The sequence below is a fragment of the Paraburkholderia sp. BR13444 genome (genome assembly GCF_040948755.1).
Lineage (GTDB): Bacteria > Pseudomonadota > Gammaproteobacteria > Burkholderiales > Burkholderiaceae > Paraburkholderia > Paraburkholderia youngii.
Genome location: NZ_JBFPKM010000007.1, coordinates 117163 through 138470 on the forward strand (window position 1 = coordinate 117163; position 21308 = coordinate 138470).

Annotated in this window: 20 protein-coding genes; 10 read left to right on the top strand and 10 right to left on the bottom strand. The window is 63.3% G+C overall.

Features of this window, described 5'->3' with window-relative positions:
• Positions 1-56: 56 nt before the first annotated feature.
• From AB3X95_RS20920 to AB3X95_RS20940, 5 genes are all read right to left on the bottom strand, one after another.
• The gene (locus tag AB3X95_RS20920) at positions 57-371 is read right to left on the bottom strand and encodes a hypothetical protein (RefSeq protein ID WP_176369117.1); all 315 of its coding nucleotides are present in this window, start codon (positions 369-371) and stop codon (positions 57-59) included.
• An 86-nt stretch (positions 372-457) separates the two neighbouring features.
• On the bottom strand, positions 458-1324 hold the full coding sequence (locus AB3X95_RS20925) for a glucose 1-dehydrogenase (protein ID WP_368622434.1): 867 nt from the start codon (positions 1322-1324) through the stop codon (positions 458-460).
• Between the two features lie 269 nt (positions 1325-1593).
• Positions 1594-2070 (bottom strand): response regulator, encoded by a 477-nt coding sequence (locus AB3X95_RS20930; RefSeq protein ID WP_176125708.1) that lies wholly within the window; start codon positions 2068-2070, stop codon positions 1594-1596.
• A gap of 442 nt (positions 2071-2512) precedes the next feature.
• Complete coding sequence (locus AB3X95_RS20935) at positions 2513-4192, bottom strand: ATP-dependent DNA ligase (RefSeq protein ID WP_368622435.1); 1680 nt, start codon at positions 4190-4192, stop codon at positions 2513-2515.
• Between the two features lie 10 nt (positions 4193-4202).
• Positions 4203-5285: a ligase-associated DNA damage response exonuclease gene (locus AB3X95_RS20940; protein ID WP_368622436.1), complete on the bottom strand. Its 1083-nt coding sequence runs from the start codon at positions 5283-5285 to the stop codon at positions 4203-4205.
• 159 nt (positions 5286-5444) lie between these two features.
• On the opposite strand from AB3X95_RS20940, the gene AB3X95_RS20945 reads away from it, so the two are divergent.
• From AB3X95_RS20945 to AB3X95_RS20975, 7 genes are all read left to right on the top strand, one after another.
• Complete coding sequence (locus AB3X95_RS20945; RefSeq protein ID WP_176369114.1) at positions 5445-6347, top strand: YihY/virulence factor BrkB family protein; 903 nt, start codon at positions 5445-5447, stop codon at positions 6345-6347.
• Between the two features lie 99 nt (positions 6348-6446).
• Entirely contained in the window at positions 6447-8282 is a 1836-nt protein-coding gene (locus AB3X95_RS20950; RefSeq protein WP_368622437.1) for a thiamine pyrophosphate-requiring protein, read from the top strand.
• A gap of 230 nt (positions 8283-8512) precedes the next feature.
• Complete coding sequence (gene zapE, locus AB3X95_RS20955) at positions 8513-9613, top strand: cell division protein ZapE (RefSeq protein ID WP_368622438.1); 1101 nt, start codon at positions 8513-8515, stop codon at positions 9611-9613.
• 223 nt (positions 9614-9836) lie between these two features.
• Positions 9837-10943, top strand: a complete 1107-nt coding sequence (locus tag AB3X95_RS20960) for a hypothetical protein (protein WP_368622439.1) — start codon at positions 9837-9839, stop codon at positions 10941-10943.
• Positions 10944-11006: 63 nt separating this feature from the next.
• Positions 11007-11435 carry a VOC family protein gene (locus AB3X95_RS20965; RefSeq protein WP_176125701.1) on the top strand — a complete coding sequence of 143 codons (429 nt, stop codon included), beginning with the start codon at positions 11007-11009 and terminating at the stop codon, positions 11433-11435.
• 198 nt (positions 11436-11633) lie between these two features.
• Positions 11634-11930, top strand: a complete 297-nt coding sequence (locus AB3X95_RS20970) for a hypothetical protein (protein ID WP_368622440.1) — start codon at positions 11634-11636, stop codon at positions 11928-11930.
• 74 nt (positions 11931-12004) lie between these two features.
• Positions 12005-12478: a YbhB/YbcL family Raf kinase inhibitor-like protein gene (locus tag AB3X95_RS20975; RefSeq protein WP_368622441.1), complete on the top strand. Its 474-nt coding sequence runs from the start codon at positions 12005-12007 to the stop codon at positions 12476-12478.
• Between the two features lie 9 nt (positions 12479-12487).
• On the opposite strand, the gene AB3X95_RS20980 is transcribed toward AB3X95_RS20975, so the two are convergent.
• Positions 12488-13459, bottom strand: a complete 972-nt coding sequence (locus AB3X95_RS20980; protein WP_368622442.1) for an AraC family transcriptional regulator N-terminal domain-containing protein — start codon at positions 13457-13459, stop codon at positions 12488-12490.
• 94 nt (positions 13460-13553) lie between these two features.
• On the opposite strand from AB3X95_RS20980, the gene AB3X95_RS20985 reads away from it, so the two are divergent.
• Positions 13554-14387, top strand: a complete 834-nt coding sequence (locus tag AB3X95_RS20985; RefSeq protein ID WP_176125697.1) for an oxidoreductase — start codon at positions 13554-13556, stop codon at positions 14385-14387.
• A gap of 423 nt (positions 14388-14810) precedes the next feature.
• Positions 14811-15449 (top strand): alkyl hydroperoxide reductase, encoded by a 639-nt coding sequence (locus AB3X95_RS20990; RefSeq protein ID WP_184227453.1) that lies wholly within the window; start codon positions 14811-14813, stop codon positions 15447-15449.
• Positions 15450-15613: 164 nt separating this feature from the next.
• On the opposite strand, the gene AB3X95_RS20995 is transcribed toward AB3X95_RS20990, so the two are convergent.
• The 3 genes from AB3X95_RS20995 to AB3X95_RS21005 form a co-directional block, all read right to left on the bottom strand.
• Complete coding sequence (locus AB3X95_RS20995; RefSeq protein ID WP_368622443.1) at positions 15614-16672, bottom strand: hypothetical protein; 1059 nt, start codon at positions 16670-16672, stop codon at positions 15614-15616.
• Positions 16669-17928 (bottom strand): MFS transporter, encoded by a 1260-nt coding sequence (locus AB3X95_RS21000; protein WP_368622444.1) that lies wholly within the window; start codon positions 17926-17928, stop codon positions 16669-16671. The genes AB3X95_RS20995 and AB3X95_RS21000 overlap by 4 nt, the downstream gene beginning before the upstream one ends.
• 129 nt (positions 17929-18057) lie before the next feature.
• Entirely contained in the window at positions 18058-19038 is a 981-nt protein-coding gene (locus AB3X95_RS21005; protein WP_368622445.1) for a chromate resistance protein ChrB domain-containing protein, read from the bottom strand.
• 128 nt (positions 19039-19166) lie between these two features.
• Between AB3X95_RS21005 and AB3X95_RS21010 the strand changes: the two genes are divergently transcribed.
• A complete protein-coding gene (locus AB3X95_RS21010; RefSeq protein WP_368622565.1) occupies positions 19167-20228 on the top strand; it encodes a DMT family transporter in 1062 nt (353 codons plus the stop codon).
• A gap of 286 nt (positions 20229-20514) precedes the next feature.
• Here the strand turns inward: AB3X95_RS21010 and AB3X95_RS21015 are convergent, their stop codons facing one another.
• Positions 20515-21084: a hypothetical protein gene (locus tag AB3X95_RS21015; RefSeq protein ID WP_368622446.1), complete on the bottom strand. Its 570-nt coding sequence runs from the start codon at positions 21082-21084 to the stop codon at positions 20515-20517.
• Positions 21085-21308 lie beyond the last annotated feature (224 nt).

Below are 21308 nucleotides of genomic sequence, written 5' to 3' on the forward strand. Positions count from 1 at the left end.
ATGCCGCCGCGGCGTGCGGCGCGTCGCAACGCGGCTCGACGCGCCCGGCTGAACGCTTATTGCCCCGCCGCGCTTCCCGCGCGCGGCGGCGTCGCGCCTTTGAAGTGTTTGTTGGTGGTGCGGCCATTGCCGCCGCCGGCGACACCGTTGGTCGCGCCCCCCGACTCGCCGACGTTACCGTTCGCGTCGTTCGTGCTGGTCGTATCCGGCGTGCGCGATTCTTCCAGACTTGCGCCGGGTTGTGCGGCGGACTTGCCGTGTTGCGTAGACGGATTGGAACCGGTCTGCGCGAAGCCCGCCTGCGCAAAACCTAGCGCAAGGCAGCCCGACACGAGCGCGGCCCCCAGTTTGACGGATACATCGATCTTCATGTCGCTCTCCCTTATGACGTTATGGAAACCACTGCGAGAAGCCGCCATGCGCTCGCCGGCAGCCTCGCCGCCTTCGGTTCGACAACCTAAATAATCGGCGCGCCGCCTGTCACGGCAATCGTCGCGCCCGAGATGTAGCTCGCTTCGTCCGACGCGAGCATCACATACGCGGCCGCGAGCTCCGCCGGTTGTCCGGGGCGCTTCATCGGGACCTGCTTGCCGAACTGCTCGACCTTGTCGGGCGGCATCGTCGATGGGATCAGCGGCGTCCAGATCGGTCCCGGCGCCACGCAGTTCGCGCGAATACCCTTTTCCGCGAGCAATTGCGCGAGGCCGCCGGTGAAGTTCTGAATCGCACCCTTGGTGGTCGCATAGGCGATCAGGCCGGGGTTCGGATGATCGGCATTGATCGACGACGTGTTGATGATCGCGCCGCCCGGCTTCATATGGCGGACCGCCGCACGCGTGATCCTGAACATCGCGCCGATGTTGGTATCGAAGGTCTTGTCCCATTCTTCGTCGCTGATCGCGTCGAGCGACGGATAGCTCATCTGATACGCGGCGTTGTTGACCACCACGTCGAGCCGGCCGAAAGCCTCGATCGCCTTGTCGACGATCGCATCGCAATGCTGGCGATCGCGGATATCGCCGCCGACCAGCACCGCCTTGCGACCGCCGTCCTCGACCCAGCGCGCGGTCTCGCGCGCATCGTCTTCTTCGTCGAGATAGGCGATCAGCACATCGGCGCCTTCTCGCGCGAACGCGATCGCGACCGCGCGGCCAATGCCGCTGTCGCCGCCGGTCACGATCGCTGCCTTGCCAGCGAGACGCCCCGAACCTTCGTAGGTTTTCTCGCCATGATCCGGTTGCGGGTTCATGCCGGCCGTGCGGCCGGGCGTCTGGTCCTGCTGCTGTTCAGGAAACGGCGGTGCCGGGCGTTGCTTGTCGCTCATGTCTGATCTCCCTCGTTGCAAATGACCCTCGGCGGCGCGCACGAGCGCGCCGCGTCATCGGTCTTTGAGCAACGAGTGGGCCTGCGTGTGCGAGCGAAGTGAAAGCCCTGCTTGAACTGCAACGTAGGGGCTCGCATGGCTAAGGAAGCTGCGGCGGATAGAACGGTGGCAGCCAGATGGCAGATAAATGACAAATAGATTCGCACCGCGCCGAGTGCGATTTCCGACGACGACCCTGCAGAAATGACAGAACGGTCAGCAAGTTTTCGCTAACAGCCTGATTCAGATGATGGCTCCGCCGCATGCAACGCGGCCGCCGATTCGAGCACGCGCAACAGACGCTCGGGCGTCAATGGTTTCGCGCAATGCGCGTCGAAGCCAGCCGCCTTGGCGAGCGCGCGATCCTCACGCGACGCGAACGCGGTACACGCAACCAGCAGCATATGCGCAGTCTGCGGATGCGCGCGCAGACGCCGCGCAAGTTCGAGCCCGTCGAGCCCCGGCATCTTGATGTCGAGCAGCACCGCAAACGGCTGCCACTCGCACGCGGTCTGACACACGGCATACGGATCGTCGAGCGCACGGCACTCGAAGCCGTCGGCCGTCAGTAGCATTTGCAGCGCGTCCGCTGCTTCCCGGTAATCGTCGACTACCAGCACGCGACGATGCGCGGCCATCGCATAGCGGATCGGCCGCCATACGAGCACGTCGTCGCTGCTGTCCACGTTGTCGTTGAACACAGTCATTTTTTCTCGCCCTTTTTCATTCGCCCTGAAGGGCATCTCGCGCCACGCGCGCAAGATTCGATCCCATTGCGTCTGCCGGACTACGGCCAGGTTTTTGCTATTTCCGCTTCATTCGGACGATGCGCGGCCGGCACGCGTCGTCCCGCACTCCAGCGTTGCAATTACCTGGTATGCGGGATTCAGCGTGCCCATACATCACGGCGTTTGAATGACGGCGACTGCGATGTGCGTGCTGCGCAACATCGTCTGACGCACTGTCGTTGTGCGATCCGCCTCACTCAGGGGCGTCGCACGACATCGGTATTCCAACGGATAGAGGGGCCACGCAATGCATGCCGCGAGCGCTCTTATGGCGCGAATCGATGACGCGGTCATAAACAAAGCATAAGCGACGATGCCGATAAAAAAATGCTCGACGTGTTAGGGGTTTGTGCTCTGCGGGTTATCCCGCACGATTATCGATAAAGCCTTTCAGCATCGCGAGCGTGTCGGCGTCGTCGATATGCTTGTCGGTACGCCAGCGCAGCATGCGTGGAAAACGCACGGCCACGCCTGACTTATGGCGCGAACTCGCTTGTATCCCTTCGAAGCCGATCTCGAACACGAGCGTCGGCGTTACGCTGCGCACCGGGCCGAATTTATCGACGGTGGTCTTGCGCACGATCGCATCGACGCGATGCATCTCTTCGTCGGTAAGCCCTGAATAGGCCTTCGCGAACGGCACGAGCGTGCGCACGCCGTCGGCTTCGTCCCACACCGCGAACGTGTAGTCGGTGTAAAGACTCGCGCGACGGCCATGACCGCGCTGCGCGTAAACAAGCACAGCGTCTACCGCATAGGGCTCGATCTTCCATTTCCACCACGTGCCCGATGCCTTGGTGCGGCCGACGCCATACATCGATTCGCGCTCCTTCAGCATCAAGCCTTCGACGCCGCGCGCGCGGCTCTCTTCGCGCAAGGCCGCGAGCGCGCTCCAGTCCGCGCCGTGGACGAGCGGCGATACGCGCAGCAGACCGCGCGCGAGCGTGCCATCGACCGAAGCGCTCAACGCATCGAGCCGCGCGCGCCGATCAACGAGCGGGCTCATGCGCAGGTCCTGGCCGTTCGCTTCGAGCAGGTCGTACGCGAGCAGCGCTGCCGGCGAATCCGCAAGGATCTTGCGAGTCAGCGTCTTGCGCGCGATGCGCGGTTGCAGCCGCGCGAACGGCAACGGCGCGGCCGCGCCGGGTTCCCACGCGAGAATCTCGCCATCGATCACATACCCATCGGGTAAGGACTCGCCCAATGCCGCGACCTCGGGAAAACGATCGGTGATCAGATCCTCGCCGCGCGACCATAACCACACGCGCCCGCCGCGTTTGACGAGCTGCGCGCGTATGCCGTCCCACTTCCATTCGATCAGCCAATGCGCGGGATCGCCGAGCGTCGCCGGATCGCTCTGCAACGGATGCGCGAGAAAGAACGGGTACGGCAGGCCCAGGTCGCTATCGTGTTGACGCGCATGAGCTTGCGCTTGCGTATCGTCGTCGGTCTGCGGCGCGATCAGACGCAGATAGCGCGCCGCATCGGGCTTCTGTCGCGAATCGGTCCAGCCGACCATTCGTTGCGCGATCCGCTTGTGATCGACGCCGGCCACTTCGGCGAGCGCGCGCACCACCAGTTGCCGCGCGACGCCGACACGAAAGCCGCCGCCGATCAGCTTGGTCAACAGGAAGCGGCCGCCCCAGTCGAGTTCGTCCCAGTAACTGAGTAGACGCGTGCGCAATTCGTCGGGCGGCAGGCCGCGCAACGGCAGCATGCGTTGCTCGATCCATTGCGTGAGACCCAGCTCGGAGTCGCGCGACGCGGGCGGCAGGATATGCGCGATGGTTTCGGCCAGATCGCCCACCGCGTGATACGACTCCTCGAACAGCCACTGGGGCAAGCCGGCGCGCTCGCGCGCGATGTCGGTCAGCAAACGCGTCGGCACCAGTTGACGCGGTTTGCCGCCGGCGAGGAAATACGACGCCCATGCCGCGTCTTCAGGCTCGGCCACCGAGAAATAACTGGTCAGCGCCGCGAGCTTGTCGTGCGTCGACGTGGTCGCATCGAGCGCGGTGTAAAGGGCCGCGAAGCGTTTCATACGGTATCCGTCATGATTCGCTCGCCACCGGCGCTTCGTCGGCGCCGGCCGCATCGGCTTCGACGGTATCGTCGCCGTATTGCGTGTCGAACGCACTCGCCTGCAGGCCCTGCTCGTTGAGCCAGCGCACCATCGGTTCGATCGAGCCATGCGTGACGATCACACGCGAGGCGCCGCTTTCGCGGATCGCCGTTTGCAAACCCGGCCAGTCCGCGTGATCGGACAGCACGAAGCCACGATCGACGCCGCGCCGGCGCCGCGCGCCGCGCAGGCGCATCCAGCCCGACGCGAATGCATCGCTGTAATCGCCGAAGCGCTTGAGCCACGCGCTGTTCTGCGCGGACGGCGGCGCGACGATCAGCGCCTGTCTGAACACGGCCTTGTCTTTCGCGGCGATCTCGCTGACGAGATTGACCGGCGGCAGACGCACGCCCGCGTCGCGATACGCGCGATTGAGCGGCTCGAGCGCGCCGTGGCAGAAGATCGGCCCGATCGCGGCATCGACGCTCGCGAGCACGCGTTGCGCCTTGCCGAACGAGTAGCAGAACAGCACCGACGCGCGCCCCTCGGATGCGTTGTGACGCCACCATGAATCGATCGAATCGAACACGCTTTGCGGCGTATCCCAGCGATAGATCGGCAGACCGAACGTCGATTCGGTGATGAAGGTATCGCAATGCACCGGTTCGAACGCGGCGCAGGTCGGATCGGCTTCGAGCTTGTAGTCGCCCGATGCGACCCATACGCGACCCGCGCGTTCGATGCGCACCTGCGCCGAGCCGAGCACGTGCCCGGCCGGATGCAGCGACACGCGCGCCGCGCCGACCATGAGCGGCTCGCCGTAGTCGAGCGTGTGCAGTGCGATGCCGGGCAGCCGCGCCAGCAGCACGCTCGCGCCCGCGCGCGTCGCCAGATAGCGCTGATGACCAAAGCGCGCATGGTCGGAATGCGCATGCGTGATCACCGCGCGTTCGACCGGCCGCCATGGGTCGATGTAAAAATCGCCGGCCGGGCAATACAGTCCCTCGGGCCGCGCGACCACCAGATCATTGGCTTGCGGCGCGGTGTTGTTCTGACGGGGCGGCTGATCCATCGGCTGTCCTCGGGGATGGCGGGCGATCTTTCGAACGCGGCCAAGCAAACCGTATGCCGCGCCATTGATGGCCCCGTTTCTGCTTACGGTATATAAAGCACACAGGCGTGTCGAGAGCGGCTGCCATCCGGCAGCGCCCGGCGCGCACCGCGAGGCCTCATGCCGATCCTGCTCGACCAGCATGCGCTGTTTATCGCCAGGCATCCCGGGCGCTTCCTGCTGCAAACGCTGAAAGCGTTTCGCGCGAACCAGGGGCTGCTGCTCGCGGGCGCGGTCGCATACTACGCGTTGCTGTCCATCGTGCCGCTGCTGATCCTGGTCGTCATCGTGCTGTCGCGCGTGGTGCCGCAGCAGCTGGTGCTCGAAGCGCTGTCGCATCTGCTACGCTGGCTCGTGCCCGGGCAATCGGCCGCGCTGGTGCGTGAGCTGTCGAACTTTTTGGAGCATCGCGCGGTGATCGGCTGGGTGCTGCTGCTGACGATGCTGTTCTTCAGCTCGCTCGCTTTCACCGTGCTCGAAAACGCGATGTCGCTGATCTTCGTGCACCGCGTCGTCGTGAAGCGGCGCCACTTCCTGGTCTCGGCGTTGCTGCCCTACTGCTACATCATGTTTCTCGGCGTTGGCCTGCTGATCGTCACGTTCGTATCGAGCGCGCTCGACACGATCGGCGCCGAAGGTCTGCAACTGTTCGGCCTGCATGTGTCGTTGCAGGGCTTCACGCGAGTGCTGCTGTATCTGCTCGGGCTCGCCGGTGAAATCTTCGTGCTGACTTCGGTGTATCTGGTGATGCCGGTCGGACGTCCGTCGCTCAAACACGCGTTGATCGGTGGCGTGGTGGCCGGCGTGTTGTGGGAGGTCACGCGGCACGTGCTGGTCTGGTATTTCGCCACGCTGTCGCAGGTGAGCCTCGTGTATGGCTCGCTGACGATGGCGATCGTGATCCTGCTGAGCTTCGAATGGCTCGCCACGCTGCTGCTGTTCGGCGCGCAGGTGATATCGCAGTACGAGCGCTTCGGCACCGAACCGCTCGACGCGCCGCAGCCGAAGATCAAGACCGGCTGAGCAAGCCAGTCGCAAGGAACAGCCCTTGCTCGTTCGATACCGACCAAAGCCGTCCATTCCACGCGGCGGCATCGACTCGATATCGAGGGAGCGAGGATCATGGCTGAAACCGTTGGCGATTTCATCATCGGGCGGCTGCATGCATGGGGCGTGCGGCGTATCTATGGCTATCCGGGCGACGGCATCAACGGCGTGTTCGGCGCGTTGAACCGCGCGCAGAGCGAAGCGAAAAAGCGCCATAGAGGCACGGATCAGCCCGGCCCGATCGAATTCATCCAGGTCCGCCACGAAGAAATGGCCGCGTTCATGGCCGCCGCGCATGCCAAGTTCACCGGCGAACTCGGCGTGTGCATCGCCACCTCGGGGCCCGGCGCTTCGCATCTGCTGACGGGCCTCTACGACGCGCGCATGGATCACATGCCGGTGCTGGCGATCGCCGGTCAGCAGGCGCGCGCGGCGATCGGCGGACACTATCAGCAGGAGCTGGATCTGCCGGCGATGTTCAAGGACGTGGCCGGCTCGTTCGTCGGCTTTGCGACGATGCCCGCGCAGGTGCGTCATCTGGTCGATCGGGCGGTGCGTATCGCGCTTGCCGAGCGCGCAGTGACCGCGCTGATACTGCCGAACGATCTGCAGGACATTCCGTATGAACCGCCGGGGCGCAAGCACGGCACGCTGCATTCGGGCATCGGTTACGCGCGTCCGCGTGTCGTGCCGGGCGACCAGCAGTTGCGCCAGGCCGCCGACGTGCTGAACGCCGGCCGCAAGGTCGCGATCCTGGTCGGCGCGGGCGCGCTGCACGCGACCGCCGAAGTGATCGCGGTCGCCGAGAAACTCGGCGCCGGCGTCGCCAAAGCGCTGCTCGGCAAGGCGGCGCTGCCCGACGATCTGCCGTGGGTGACCGGCTCGATCGGCCTGCTCGGCACCAAGCCGAGCTACGACATGATGACCCATTGCGATACTTTGCTGATGATCGGCTCCGGCTTCCCGTACTCGGAGTTTCTGCCGAAGGAAGGCGACGCGCGCGGCGTGCAGATCGACATCAAGGCCGACATGCTGAGCCTGCGTTATCCGATGGAAGTGAACCTCGTCGGCGATAGCGTCGAGACGCTGCGCGCGCTGCTGCCGCTCATCGAGCAGAAGCAGGATCGGCTGTGGCGTGAGCGCATCGAAGGCTGGGTGTCCGACTGGTGGAAGACGCTGGAAAAACGCGCGCACGAACCCGCGAAGGATGGCCTCAATCCGCAGCTGTCGGTATGGGAGCTGTCGAAGCGCATACCGTCGAACGCGATCGTCACCAGCGATTCGGGTTCGGTCGCGAACTGGTACGCGCGTGATCTGCAGGTGCAGCGCGGCATGATGTGCTCGCTGTCGGGCGGGCTCGCGTCGATGGGCGCGGCCGTGCCGTATGCGATCGCCGCGAAGTTCGCGTACCCCGAGCGGCCCGTGATCGCGCTGGTCGGCGACGGCGCGATGCAGATGAACAACATGGCCGAGCTGATCACGGTCGCGAAGTACTGGCAAGGCTGGAGCGATCCGCGCTGGATCTGCATGGTGCTCAACAATGGCGATCTGAACCAGGTCACGTGGGAGCAACGCGTGATGGAAGGCGATCCGAAGTTCGAGGTGTCGCAGGACATTCCTTCCGTGCCGTATCACCGCTTTGCGGAGTTGATCGGTTTGAAGGGCATCTATGTCGACAACCCCGAGCAGATGGCGACCGCCTGGGACGACGCGCTCGCGTCGAATCGTCCCGTCGTGATCGAGGTGAAGTCCGATCCGAACGTGCCGCCGCTGCCGCCGCACGTCACGCTCGCGCAGGCCAAAGCGTTTGCCGAGACCTTGCTGAAGGGCGATCCCGATCAGGGCAACGTGGTGGTCGAGACGGCCAGGCAGGTGCTCGGTGCGGTGCTGCCGGGGCATCACGACAAATGATGCGGTAGCGGCTCGACGACGTGTGCGCGCGCCAACGGTTCGACAGAGGACGTGACTGGTAAAATGGCGCGCGCTTCGTGCACGCGCTCATTGGGCCTGCTTCAGCGCAGCCCATCACGCCGCCCCTTATCTCATGCTCACACACGTCCTCGCCGTTTTCGCGGCGGCCCATTCTGCGTCATTCGCGCAAGTCGCATCATTTGCATCACCTGGCATGGACGCTCTCGCCCATGCTTGACGAAACCCGCATCGCACGCGCATTGACCGCGCGCGGCATCACGCCCGATCCGCGCCAGCGTGAGGCAATCAGCGCACTCGTCGGGTTGCTCGGCGCGCAGCAGCGGGCACGGCGTGCATGGTCCACCGCCGCGTTCGGGCCGCAAGGCGTCTACTGTCATGGCTTGCCGGGGCGCGGCAAGAGCCTCGTCGTCGATACGCTGTTCGAGCTCGCGCCGTGCCGCAAACGGCGCCTGCATTTCCACGAGTTCCTGCGCGAGATGAACCGCCGGCTCGTCCAGGCGCCGCGGGGCGACGACCGGCTCGGCGACGTATCGCGGCAATGGCTCGACGGTATCGAGCTGCTGTGCTTCGACGAATTCCATGTGCACGATATCGCCGACGCGTTCCTGATGGGCCGCTTTCTCGACACCGCGATCAACCTCGGCAGCCGGATCGTGCTGACGTCGAACTACGCACCGGACGATCTGCTGCCCGACCCCGAGTTTCACGAGCGCTTTGTGCCGACCATCGCGCAGATCAAACGCGCCTTCACGGTGATCCATTTCGATGGCGCGCGCGATTACCGCTTCGGCGGCGAAGCGGCCGAGGTGCCGCGCTTTTTCGCGCCGCTCGATGCGTCGAGCGAGGCCGCGTTGCGCGATATCTTCTTGAGCCATGAAAGCGGCGCTGCGATCGAACCGGTCAACCTGAGCGCGGCGGGCCGTCCGCTCGTAGCGCGCGCGGCCGGCAGCGCGCTGCTGTGGGCGGACTTCGAGCAGCTATGCGTCGCGAGCCGCTCGCACCTCGACTACCTCGATCTCGCCGAGCAATGGCAAGGCTTGATCGTCGATCGTCTGCATGCGGAAGCATTGAGGCAGTCGCATACGCTGCAGCGCCTCGTGTGGCTGATCGACATCTTCTACGACCGCAAGCGCGCCCTCTTCATCGCGTCCGATCAGCCGATCGAGACCGCATTGATCGGCCTCGAAGGCGCGCATGATCTGTCGCGTACGCTGAGCCGGCTCGCCGAGATGCAATCGCGCGCGTATCGCAGCGCGCTCGAGCGAGGCGGCGAGGACGAAGCGCAAGACGGGATCGACGCCGAAGCTTGAAAGCCGGGCATCCACCCTGCGCATTTCTGCAATTCTTGCAAGGCAGCGGTAAAGCGTGCCAACGCCCTTTCGCATCGACGCACGCGCGACGCCGCCGCGCGCTGCGCCGGAGCGACAACGAAGCGACCCGCTGACCCGGCCCGCCGCTTGCGCGGGAATGGGTTCTGCTACCGCCGAGCGCAGACCCCATTGTTCAGCGGATTACCGCCGCTCGCGCCCGTCCATGCTCAGAACCGCTTCCGTAGCCGCCACGTTGTGCGCGGCCTGCCTCACGTCCGCCTGCGTGCATATCGGCCCCTCGCGTCTGAAGGCCGATCAGGTCGACTATGCGCGGGCACTCGGCGACGCTAAGAAACGCGCGATTCTCGCCGCCGTGATCGGTCTGCGCTACGGCGATGCGCCCGCGTTCCTGACCGTCAGCAGCATCATCGCCGCCTACACGTTCGACACCACCGGCGGCGCGACGCTCAACGCCGGCTCGGGCACCATGCCGAACTACGCGCAGGCGACCGGCAGCGTGTCGTACTCGAACCGGCCGACCTTCACGTTCACGCCGACCACCGGTGAAGCGTTCGCGTCCGCCTATATCCGGCCGCTCGCGCCGGCGCTCGTGTTGCCGCTCGCCGAGGGCGGCGTGCCGATCGATCTGCTGTTGCGCATCACCGCGCAGTCGATCGGCGGTCTGCGCAACGGCGATGTGCTCGGCGGCAACAACAGCGCGGGCGCGCCGGGCTTCTTCGAATTGCTGCAGGCGTTGCGTCGTCTGCAACTGGCGGGCGAACTGAACGTCGAGACACGTCAGCTCGATGTGAAGGCCGATCTCAAAGGCGGCCAAAGCCCCGCACTGGCCGTGTTCCTGTCGATCGGCGCGACCACCAGCGGCGAGTCGCCGGACACGGCCGCCGATGTCGCGCGCGTGCGCAGGCTGCTGCATCTGTCTACGAAGACACGTAGCTATGAGGTCGTGTATGGGCCGTCGTCGACGTCCGGGAAGGGCGAGCGCATTACGATGGTCACGCGCTCGGTGCTCGGCATCCTCAGCGATCTCGGCGCGCAGGTGCAGGTGCCGCAGGAGCGCATCAGCGACGGTTCGACGAAGCCGACCGTCGGGTTGGTCGGCGGTGAGACCAGGCCGACGATCATCGTGCACTCGGGCAACGCCGCGCCGGCCGATGCTTATGTGTCGATCGCATATGGGCCTTCGGTGTATTGGGTCGAGCGTAACGACTTCGACTCCAAATACGCATTTACGGTCGTGCAGAATCTGATGGCGCTCGCGGAGTCGGATACGAGCAGTAAGGCGCCGGTGGTGACGATTCCCGCGAATTGACGAGCGAATGTAAGCCGCTCACCCGCCGCTCACCCGCCGCTCTTTCGCGGCAAAGGAGAAGCCATGGAAAAGATCCCAGTTACCACCGCCTTATTCATCGCAGGCTTTGGCCCGATCGTGACCGAGGCCCAGCCAAGCCGTGATCTCTATGGCCGGGCCTTCGGTATCCCCTTCAAGGAAGAGAACGGCGGCTATCTCCATACGGAGAGTCTGAACGGCGCAAACTCTTTCGCGTTGTGGCCGCTCTCTCACGCGTCTCAGTCTTGCTTCGGCACCGAATCGTGGCCTCCCGACGTACCCATCCCGCAAGCCTGGATCGAGTTCGATGTCGACGACGTCGAAGCGGCAACGGCAGAACTTGAATCGCAAGGGTATCGAATGCTGGTCACAAACCGGAATGAGCCATGGGGCCAGACTGTCAGCCGCTTTATCGGGCCGGAAGGATTGCTGATCGGAATCACGTATACGCCCTGGCTGCGAGACAAGGAATGATGGCGGCCGCCGCGCAGATCAGGGACGAGCGCGCATCGAATTGCCCGGTTAATTCCTGAAATCGATATTCACCATTGTGAATAATGCGCATAACTATCAGCCTTCGCTTTCCTAAACTTGGAGTCTCGCGACCCTGACGGAAACGTACGTGAGCATCGTTTGCGTCGATATCGCAATCCATTAAAGGAGAAGCGCTTCATGAACAAGGCAACCAGCACATTGATCGCGGCCGTCGCCGCACTGATGCTGTCGGGCGGCGTATATGCCCAAAGCAACAACACGCTGGCGACTCCGTCCACGAAGTCGCCGGCCGCTCCAACGAGTGGCTACGGCACGCCTGGCGCCACCGGCTCGGACAGCGGCTCGGCATCACCGAACTCGGGCCAGCCGATGAGCACGATGAGCACGGAAAGTAGCTCCACGTCCCGCCAGCCCGCTTACGGGGTCAACAACTCACTGGCGACCCCATCCACGAAGTCGCCAGTCGGCCAATAAGCGGAAGCTCGCGCGACTTCGGTGGACGCTGACCTAGAATAAAAGCATGGTCGCAACCCAACGAGGAGGCTGCCATGACACTCACGCTAACGTCGCAAGCCTTCCGACAGAGCGGCGAGATTCCGGTGCAGCATACCTGCGAGGGCGCCAATGTATCCCCGCCGCTCGCGTGGTCCGGCGTGCCCGCGAACGCAAAAAGCCTGGCGCTGATCGTCGACGACCCCGACGCGCCGGACCCCGACGCGCCGAGAATGACCTGGGTGCATTGGGTGCTCTACAACATCCCGCCGACAGCAACCGGGTTACCCGATGGCGCTAATGCACAGCCTTTGCCGGGCGGCACGCTCGAAGGCACCAATGACTTCAAGCGTGCCGGTTACGGCGGCCCTTGTCCGCCCGTGGGACGCCACCGCTATTTCCACAAGCTGTATGCGCTCGACACCGTACTGCCCGATTTGAAAAGCCCCAGCAAGGCCGCTCTCGAGAAGGCCATGCACGGGCACGTACTCACGCAGGCCGAACTGATCGGCACCTATCAGAAGCGATGAGCGCTGGCATCAGTGCGACGACACATAAGCCGTATCAGCGAATACAGCCGGGATCGCGAAGCTCTCGCGCATCCGCTTAGCCTCCGCTGCCGGCGTCAAGCCAAACAGACGCCTGAATTCCCTGCTGAACTGGGACGGGCTCGCGTAACCCACAGCGTGTCCCGCCGCCTCCGCGGTCAGGTCCTGGCGCACCATTAACAGGCGAGCCTGATGAAGGCGCGTCGACTTCACGTATTGCATCGGCGACACCTGTGTAATGGCCTTGAAGTGGCTGTGGAAACTCGGAATGCTCATACCCGCTTCGTCGGCCAGTCGCCTTACGTCGAGAGGCTGCGCATAGCTTGCATGAATCACGCGGAGTGAGCGGCCTATCTGGCCGAACTGTCCTCGCATCGCCAAGGCCTCGCGCAACGAGCTTCCCTGGGCCCCGGTGAGCACCCGGAAATACAGCTCACGCAGCAGCCCGGCACCCAACACAGCAGCTTCGAGTGGCCGATGCATCGCCTCGAGAAAGCGCAGCACGGACGCTTGCATCGCGTCATCCATCGGCGTCGACATCATGCTCCGAGGTGCTGGTGTGCGCTCAGCCACCCCTTCGCGGTCGATCCGCTCCGCAAGTTCGGCGGCCAAGGCGAAATCGAGGTGCAGATACAGCGCGAGCAGTGGTCGCTCCTCGGTTGCGTCGGTCTCCATGCTGAATGGCACTGGCACCGATACGGCCAGATAGTGATGCTCGTCGTACAGGTACAGCTGGTCGCCGAAATAGCCTCGCTTGCGGCCTTGGCAGACGATCACGATACCGGGGTCGTACAGAACGGGCGTGCGCGATAGCGCCCGGTTCGACCGCAAGATGCGCACGCTCGGCAGCGCCGTCAGGTTGTAGCCCTCGTCGGGCGCCAACGCGCGCAGCAGCGCAACCATGCGTTTCTGGCTGCGCGAGGATAGAGCTGGGTGCTGGGTCGAAGCGCGTAGCGTGCTCATAGTTTTGTGCAAGAAACTCAGCGGAATTCGGCTTATTTTGCCTCGTTTGTCAGATTAGTATGCACTCTCCAATCGACTTTCGGGAGAAGTTTCAATGGCATCCAGCAAAACTCTGCTCATCACCGGCGTCAGCAGCGGTTTTGGCCGCGCGCTCGCACAGGAAGCGCTGGCGACGGGTCACAAGGTCGTCGGCACGGTGAGAACTGCTCAGGCCAAGCGCGAATTCGAGTCCCTGTCCGCGAACGCCGCTTGGGGACGTGTGCTCGACGTGACCGACTTCGACGCGATCGACGGCGTGGTGGCGGAAATCGAGGCCAGCGTCGGACCCATCGATGTGCTGGTCAACAATGCCGGCTACGGTCACGAGGGCATCATGGAGGAATCGCCGCTCCCGGAGATGCGCCGACAGTTCGATGTCAACGTGTTTGGCGCGGTCGCGATGATGAAGGCCGTCCTGCCATTCATGCGTGAGCGCCGCCGCGGTCACATTGTGAATATCACATCGATGGGCGGCTACATCACGATGCCGGGAATCACCTATTACTGCGGCAGCAAGTTCGCGTTGGAGGGCATCTCCGAGGCGCTCGGCAAAGAGGTCAAGCCCTTCGGTATTGCCGTGACGGCGGTGGCTCCGGGCTCGTTTCGCACAGACTGGGCGGGTCGCTCGATGACGCGGACACCCCGCTCGATTCCGGATTACGACGATATTTTCGATCCCATCCGCCAGGCCCGCGAGGAAAAAAGCGGCAAGCAACCGGGAGATCCCAGCAAAGCGGCGCGCGCAATACTGGCCGCCATTGCAGCGGAACATCCTCCCGCGCATCTTTTGCTCGGTAGCGACGCACTCGGTCTCGTTCGAAACAAGTTGTCGGCGTTGAACGCGGAAATCGGTGCGTGGGAGGCTATCACCGTTTCGACGGATGGCTGATGAACGCCGTCTTGTTGACGCGGTCGGGCGGCCTCACTGTCAGGCGGCGTCGATTGGGCTTTTTCGCAGCTGCGACCCGGAACGTCCACTTCGCGTTCCGACAATTTGCACACTGGAACCCGGCCAGTCATACGTCATCGAGCTTTGAAGATCAGTTGCGCTTCGGACGCTTCGGTGGCATTGTCACTCTCGACGCTGGCCGAAGTTGCCGCCGAAGCAGGCACGGTGACAAGCATTGGAGGTAATTCGCGAACGCTTTGAATGTGTGCGATAGCGCACCAAATCGTCCCGACATTCGGGGGGAGCATTGCGAGGCACCCTCTACCCACCGACCGGCGCCGCCGGTTGTGGGCACTCGCGTGTTGTTGTGGCGTTAGGCTCCTCACATAGCCCTGTGCAGGTTGCTACGGAATCGAAATTCAAATGCTGAACATCGATCTCAGGTCACAACTGCAGACGTATTTGCGAAACCTTCGCAGACCCGTCGAATTAATCGTGTCGCCGGGCGGTAGTCAAACATCGCACGAAATGCTGGCGATGCTGAACGAAATTGCGTCGTTGACCGACCTGGTCACGGTCGTCGAGGAGCAGCACGGCGACGAGCGCAAGCCCTCGTTTTCAATCAGGCAGGTGGGAGCAGATGCCTGCATTCAGTTTGCCGCCACCCCAACAGGGCCTGAATTTTCGTCCCTTGTCCTTGCAATACTCCAGGTTGGAGGGCATCCCGTCGTAGCCGACAGTACGACCATCGAACGGATTCGAACACTGGAACGTGACTACTATTTCGAAACCTATATTTCGTTGTCGTGCGGAAGCTGTGTGGACGTTGTGCAAGCGCTGAACATGATGGCGGTGATCAATCCACGGATTCACAACGTTACGATCGACGGCGGAATTTTTCAAAGTGAGCTGTCCGCGCGTGAAATTAGCGTCGTGCCGACGATCTACATGAACGGCGAGGTCTTCGGCGAGGGGCGCAGCAGCTTCGTGGAGCTCGGCGCAAGACTTCTCGACATAGAAATGAGCATGAGAGCGGCACTGCGTGCGGCGAGCAAGTCGTAACCGAGCCGTCGCACAGAAAACCAACCTTTGATGAAACCTCGCGCGCGAAGCCCATTTCATGGATCGCGAGCAGCGTCGTCATGCCCTCGCTCGCGAGATCGCGTACGATCAGATTGATCCACGCGCCACCGAAATGAGCTTCGAGAGCGCCGACGCAAGCACCGCTACCGCGATCCCGTGGATGCAAGCGCCATGATGCGAAGCACGGGCCGACCATCGACGTTCTTCAGCGGGAAGTAAGTGCGGTGTGTCGCGGGATCGACGCCGACGACATGGGCGTTGGGTCCTACCCTGCCCTCACCTGCTTTCGATACGGCAGACCCCGAGACGCGGAACATCGACACGATGCCGGCTTCGCCGGCCACGTAAAGCAGATGCGCGCCCGGATCGTAAGCGAGCACATCGGGCCCGCCGCCGACGTCGAAAGTCTGAGTGACGCGCCTTGTCAGCAGGTCGAGCACGATCAGCTTGTCATTGTCTTCACACGCGATGAACGCGAGATGCACTTGAGGGACGATGGCGAGGCCGTGGTTGCCTTTCGCACCAGGCAGATCGATCCGGCTGATAATCGTGTCGGTCGACGGATCTATTTCGACGAGCTGCCGCCGCGTCTGCACATTGACGAAGATATGGTGCGAGTCGGGGTCGTACTGTGTGTTGCCCGCTTCTCCACCCAACTGGATAGTGCTCTTTCGCTGGTTTGTGTGCGTATCGATCACGGTTACCGTGCCGCCCGTCTCATCCGACACATAAAGTTTCTGGGAGTTGGGCTCATATGCGATGCCGTCGGGGTAGACGCCGCCCGGCACACGTGCCACCACATGCATGCTGGCCTCGTCGATCGCGACGACCTCGTTGGTGCCGGTCGCCGATGCATACACCCGCCCGAGTTCCGGCACGGCCAGTACCCCATGTACTGACGCAATGTCGGCGACGCGGGACACAACGCTCGACCTGAGCGTATCGAACACCACGACTTCACTGTCGCCAAGATGAGCGATGAACAGCAGGTGCCGGTCAGCGTCATGGCTTACGTAGTCCAGACGCGTGGCGCGGCCCGGCAACGGGACGTCGGCGATGTGATCGAGCGGCAGGCGGGCCTCCGACTGCGCGGCGCTCGCTGCTGAAATGACGTGTACCAGAATGCCTGCCGCCGCCGACACTACGAGCAGGATGACGTAAAGCGATATGGCTGGTGGCCCGCAGGGGCGCGTGCGCGTCATGGCGACCCTCCTTCCGGTTCGATGTGGCGAAACGCTGCGAGCAGCGATAGATCGTAGGCAATCTTGAGCACGCCGCAAGCGACAAGCGGAGCGCCCAGCCATCCGAGGCCAAGCAACGTACCCGACAGCACAGGCGCGAGCGCTGCCGCAAGACTTCGCGGGACGGCGGTGAAACTCGCGGCGGCAGGACGTTCCATGGGCGTCACTACCGACATCACATAGGCGCTGCGGGTCGGCACGTCCATCTGCGACAGGGCACTTCTCGCGAGAAGCAGCGCCAGAGTCAGTGGGAGCGACGGCGAGAACGCGGCCGCGATCAGGCAGACGCTGGATGGCATATGCGTGAACACCATCGTGTTCAGCAGACCAATTTTTCGCGAAAGCGGCGCTGCGACGAGTTGGGACCCAGCGCTCAACATGCCTGCCCAGAAGAAGAACTGGCCCACTGTGCCGGGCGAAAGCCCGAACCGCTGGATCAGCCACAGCGCGAGCAGCGAGTTGACGAGAAGACCGCCCGCGAACGCGTCGACACTGAAAAGCAGTGCGAGGCGAATCACGATCCCGCGTGACGGTCCGAGCGGCGCACGCACAACACGCGCCTGCGGCACGCGCGCGGGCAAGCGCAGGTAGAGAAGCCAGATGGCAAACCCCGTCAGCGCATAGACCACGAACATGGCTCGCGTCGCGGACAGTGACGAGACGGCCAGACCCGTAGCGATCCTGTCCGGCAGTGCGGCAGCGAGCGCGCCCACCGCCGCCGACAATGCGCCGATCAGGCTATAGCGTGCAAAGAGCGAAGTACGCGCGTCGCCACTAGCGGATTCCGCGAGCCGTGCATGTTCCAGGGGAAGGAACAGGCTTACGTCGCCGGAACCCGGATTCAGGGTTCCGATAAAAGCGACGACCAGCAGCGGCCACAACGAAGAAAGGCTGGCGAACGCGAGACCTGTACCTATCATCAGCGCCGCAGCAAACAGCAGCAACAAGCGCAGGGCGACGCGATTGCCGACAAAGCCGATCAGAACCGTGGCGAGAGCAGAACCGAATAGCGTTGTGGTGCTGATCAACCCGACAGTCAGTTGGCCGAATCCGAGCCGGAGAAGATAGACAGGCAGCAGCACCGCGACGAATCCATCGCAGATACCCCGCAAACCGCGAGCCGCAAGCAGTGTCAACGCGCCACCTTCCACGCCGCCCGGCAGAACCAGACTGGAGAGCCGGGAGTGAAGCGTCGCCGATGAGACGTTGCATCGCATGACAGTGCTATGCGCGCGTCGCTGCCTTTAGCCGCGAAGCCGCGTTCCCAGTTGGTGATGTTGAAAAGCTGGCTGACGTACTGGCGATTTGACCACGCGTATAGCCGGGCACGTGTGCGCTCGTCGTGCTCATGGGCGCCTTCCCGTATCGCTGCCTTTTTCACTGGCCGCGAAATGCGTGTACATCGCGTCGAGCACGGGGCTCATCGCGGCCAGCAACTGGTCGTCGTCAGCCGTGCGCTCGCGCGAGCCGGCCATGACCGCTTCGAACCCGATGGCTTCCGGCACGCTCACACCGCCGACGTCGAGCGCGTGAACCATTGCGCCGAGCCGCACGAGCGCCGGATTCGTGTCCAGACCGAAGCTCCCCAGTAGTACTTCGAACGTGACGCGTTCTCCGGCATGGGTAAAGGCGGCGCCATCGAAATCGAAACCGAGCGCGTCTGGCGGACAGGCTTCGGGTGACGGTAACCAGATAAAACGCGCGTCGCGGTCGATGAAACGGCGGATCAGCCATGCGCTCGCCACACGGTCGACCCACATGCGTCGCCGGGTCGCCCAACTCCGTCCTTGATAGTCCTCGACAGAAAGCGAGCGGATTACGCGGGCTGCGGCGTGTGGCTCGCCAGGCGACAGCACCGTGTCGACGTGCGCCAGAAAATCCTGCCAGGCGGCCTCGGCACGCGTTGCCGTTTCGCTCGAAAAGAAGTCGATGGCGACGATGGTCTCGTAGTCCTTGCGCAGGCGTCGCGACAGTCTGGTCAGATCTGCGGCGGACTGGCCGGAAACCGTCTTGCGCACGTCGGCGAGCGTGCGGATGAAGCCGTCGTACTCGTCGGTGCGATCGAACAGGGCGCGGAATTCGGCCTCCTGCGATGCGTCCAGGCTGGGCGCGCGCAACAGATGCGCAGTGCCGCCGCTTTCGCCTATCGCGACCGATAGTTCACGCAACGCGCGCTCGCGCTCCTGCGTGTCAGGCAGCAGATATATGCCGTCCCGAAGGACAGCGCAGCCACGGGCTTTCAGCGCACGCCAGTAACGCATCCGCGCGGTGGCGTTCTCTGTCGGAAGAGTCAGCACCAGTAGCAACCAGGTTGAAAGCGTGCTCATGTAGATTACGTTACGCCGCAGTAACGATTTCTACAAGCACGCTTTTGGCTGCCTGCTGCGAGTTTGATCCGTCACCCCAGCAATGGTCTGTAAACTATCTCTTCTGCTGCGAACATGAGGTTGAAGTTGTGAAATCAGGATACGCCGCGATATTCACCGCCTTGGCCGCTGCGGCGCTGTTCGGCGCCGCGACACCGCTGGCCAAGGCGCTGCTCGGCTCGGTCAGCCCATTCATGCTCGCAGGCCTGTTTTATCTCGGTAGCGGCCTGGGGCTTGGCGTCGGCATCGCGTGGCGCGCCTTCCGATCGCGCGGGCGTCAGTCCGGCGCGCACCACCGCATCACCCAAGGCGAGCTACCCTGGCTGATCGGGGCAATAGCGATGGGCGGCGTCGCCGGGCCCGCATTGCTGATGCTGGGCCTGTCCACCACACCAGCGGCAACGAGTTCGTTATTGCTCAACCTCGAGGGCGTGTTGACCGCAGTGATTGCCTGGGTGGTCTTCCGGGAAAATGTCGACATTCAGGTTTTTCTCGGGATGGTGGCGATCGTCGCGGGCGGCGTGCTTCTGTCGTGGCATCCGGGCCAGACAGGCGTGCCGGTAGGTGCGTTACTGATCGTCGGCGCGTGTCTGTGCTGGGCAATCGACAACAACCTGACGCGCAAGGTCTCGGCGAACGACGCGATGGTGATCGCGTGTCTCAAAGGGTTGGTGGCCGGTCCCGTGAATCTCGGCATCGCGCTCGCGGCTGGCGCTTCGCTTCCTTCAGCAGGAACCATGGCGGCGGCGATGCTGACCGGGCTCAGCGGTTACGGCATCAGCCTCGTCTTGTTCGTTATCGCGCTTCGGCATCTCGGTACGGCGCGTACAGGCGCGTACTTTTCTGTAGCGCCGCTTTTCGGTGTGATCCTTTCGCTGATCATATGGCCCGCCCTGCCCAACCTGTCTTTCTGGATTGCCGCGGCCCTGATGGCGCTGGGTATCTGGCTGCATGTGCGCGAGCGGCATGAGCATGAGCACAGTCATGAGTTTCTCGAACACACGCACCGGCATCGTCATGACGAGCATCATCAGCACGAGCATGATTTTCCTTATGCCGGTGACGAGCCGCACACGCATCCTCACGTGCATCTGCCTGTGACCCATTCGCACGCGCATTTCCCCGATATTCATCATCGGCATCCGCATTAGGGATGCGCACGGTTTGAAGACCGCATATGGCTCCCACGCCAGGTATCGGCAACAGGACGTTCAGGGTCGGATTGAGGCGGACGCTGTGGGGTTTGGTAGGGCCAGGTAGGGTCATTCGCTCGTACCGCCGGTCGGACATTCCGACAGCGGCTCAGAATCTGCAAACGGTCACTCGTCGCACTCGGAGCCGACTGTGCGAACGACATGGAACCCGGCGCCCCGATGGGAGGCCCCCCGCTGACGCGACTACAACAAACTACCCTACAGAGTTGCCGTGCGGGTCGGGCTAGCGCCGTCGCATGCCGCCGAAGCCGCGCATGCCGCTGGGCGCTTGCATGCCGCCGAAGCCACGCATGCCACCGGACGCTTGCATGCCGCCGAAGCCGCGCATGCCACCGGACGCTTGAACGCCGCCGAAGCCACGAATGCCGCCGCTCGGGAAAGGTCCGCGGTGAAAGCCCGCGCCCATCGGGTTGCCGAAGTGGTTGTGATCCAGTTGATGGAAATGACGGAAGTGGTGGAAGTGATGGAAACGATCGACGAAGATGAAGCTCACACCCGCGCCGATGAAAATCGGCGGCCCCCACCACCACGGGTCAGGATATGGGTAGGCGGCAACCGAATACCACAACACCCCGCCATCGGGACTCTGCTCGAACTGCCATGTCCCGTCACTTTGCAGGCACGCGCGCCCGATGATCTGTTGCATCGAACCGTCGATGTTCGCCTGCCCGGCGACCGCGCGGCAATTGGTGCTGTTGGCCTGTATGGGTAAACCGTCATATGCTTGCGCGAACGCGGGGGCAGAAAAGCTGACGTAGACGAGTAATGCCCCAAAGCCAAGTATCTTGTCCATGATGGACTCTTGCATGTATCGCCGACGTTTCGACGCGCGAAGTCGTCGGCGTCGCCCGGCACATCGGCGTGCTTCACAAATTCAAACCGCCACGAAAAAACGCGCGGCCGAGGACGTGGTTGCCTCACGATTAAACGATGCAGCAAGCTGGGTTATTCCGGAACGAAAGTCTGTCCGGCAGGGTCAGTTTATCCAGGTGATTCAATAGTTGAAGCCATCAAGCG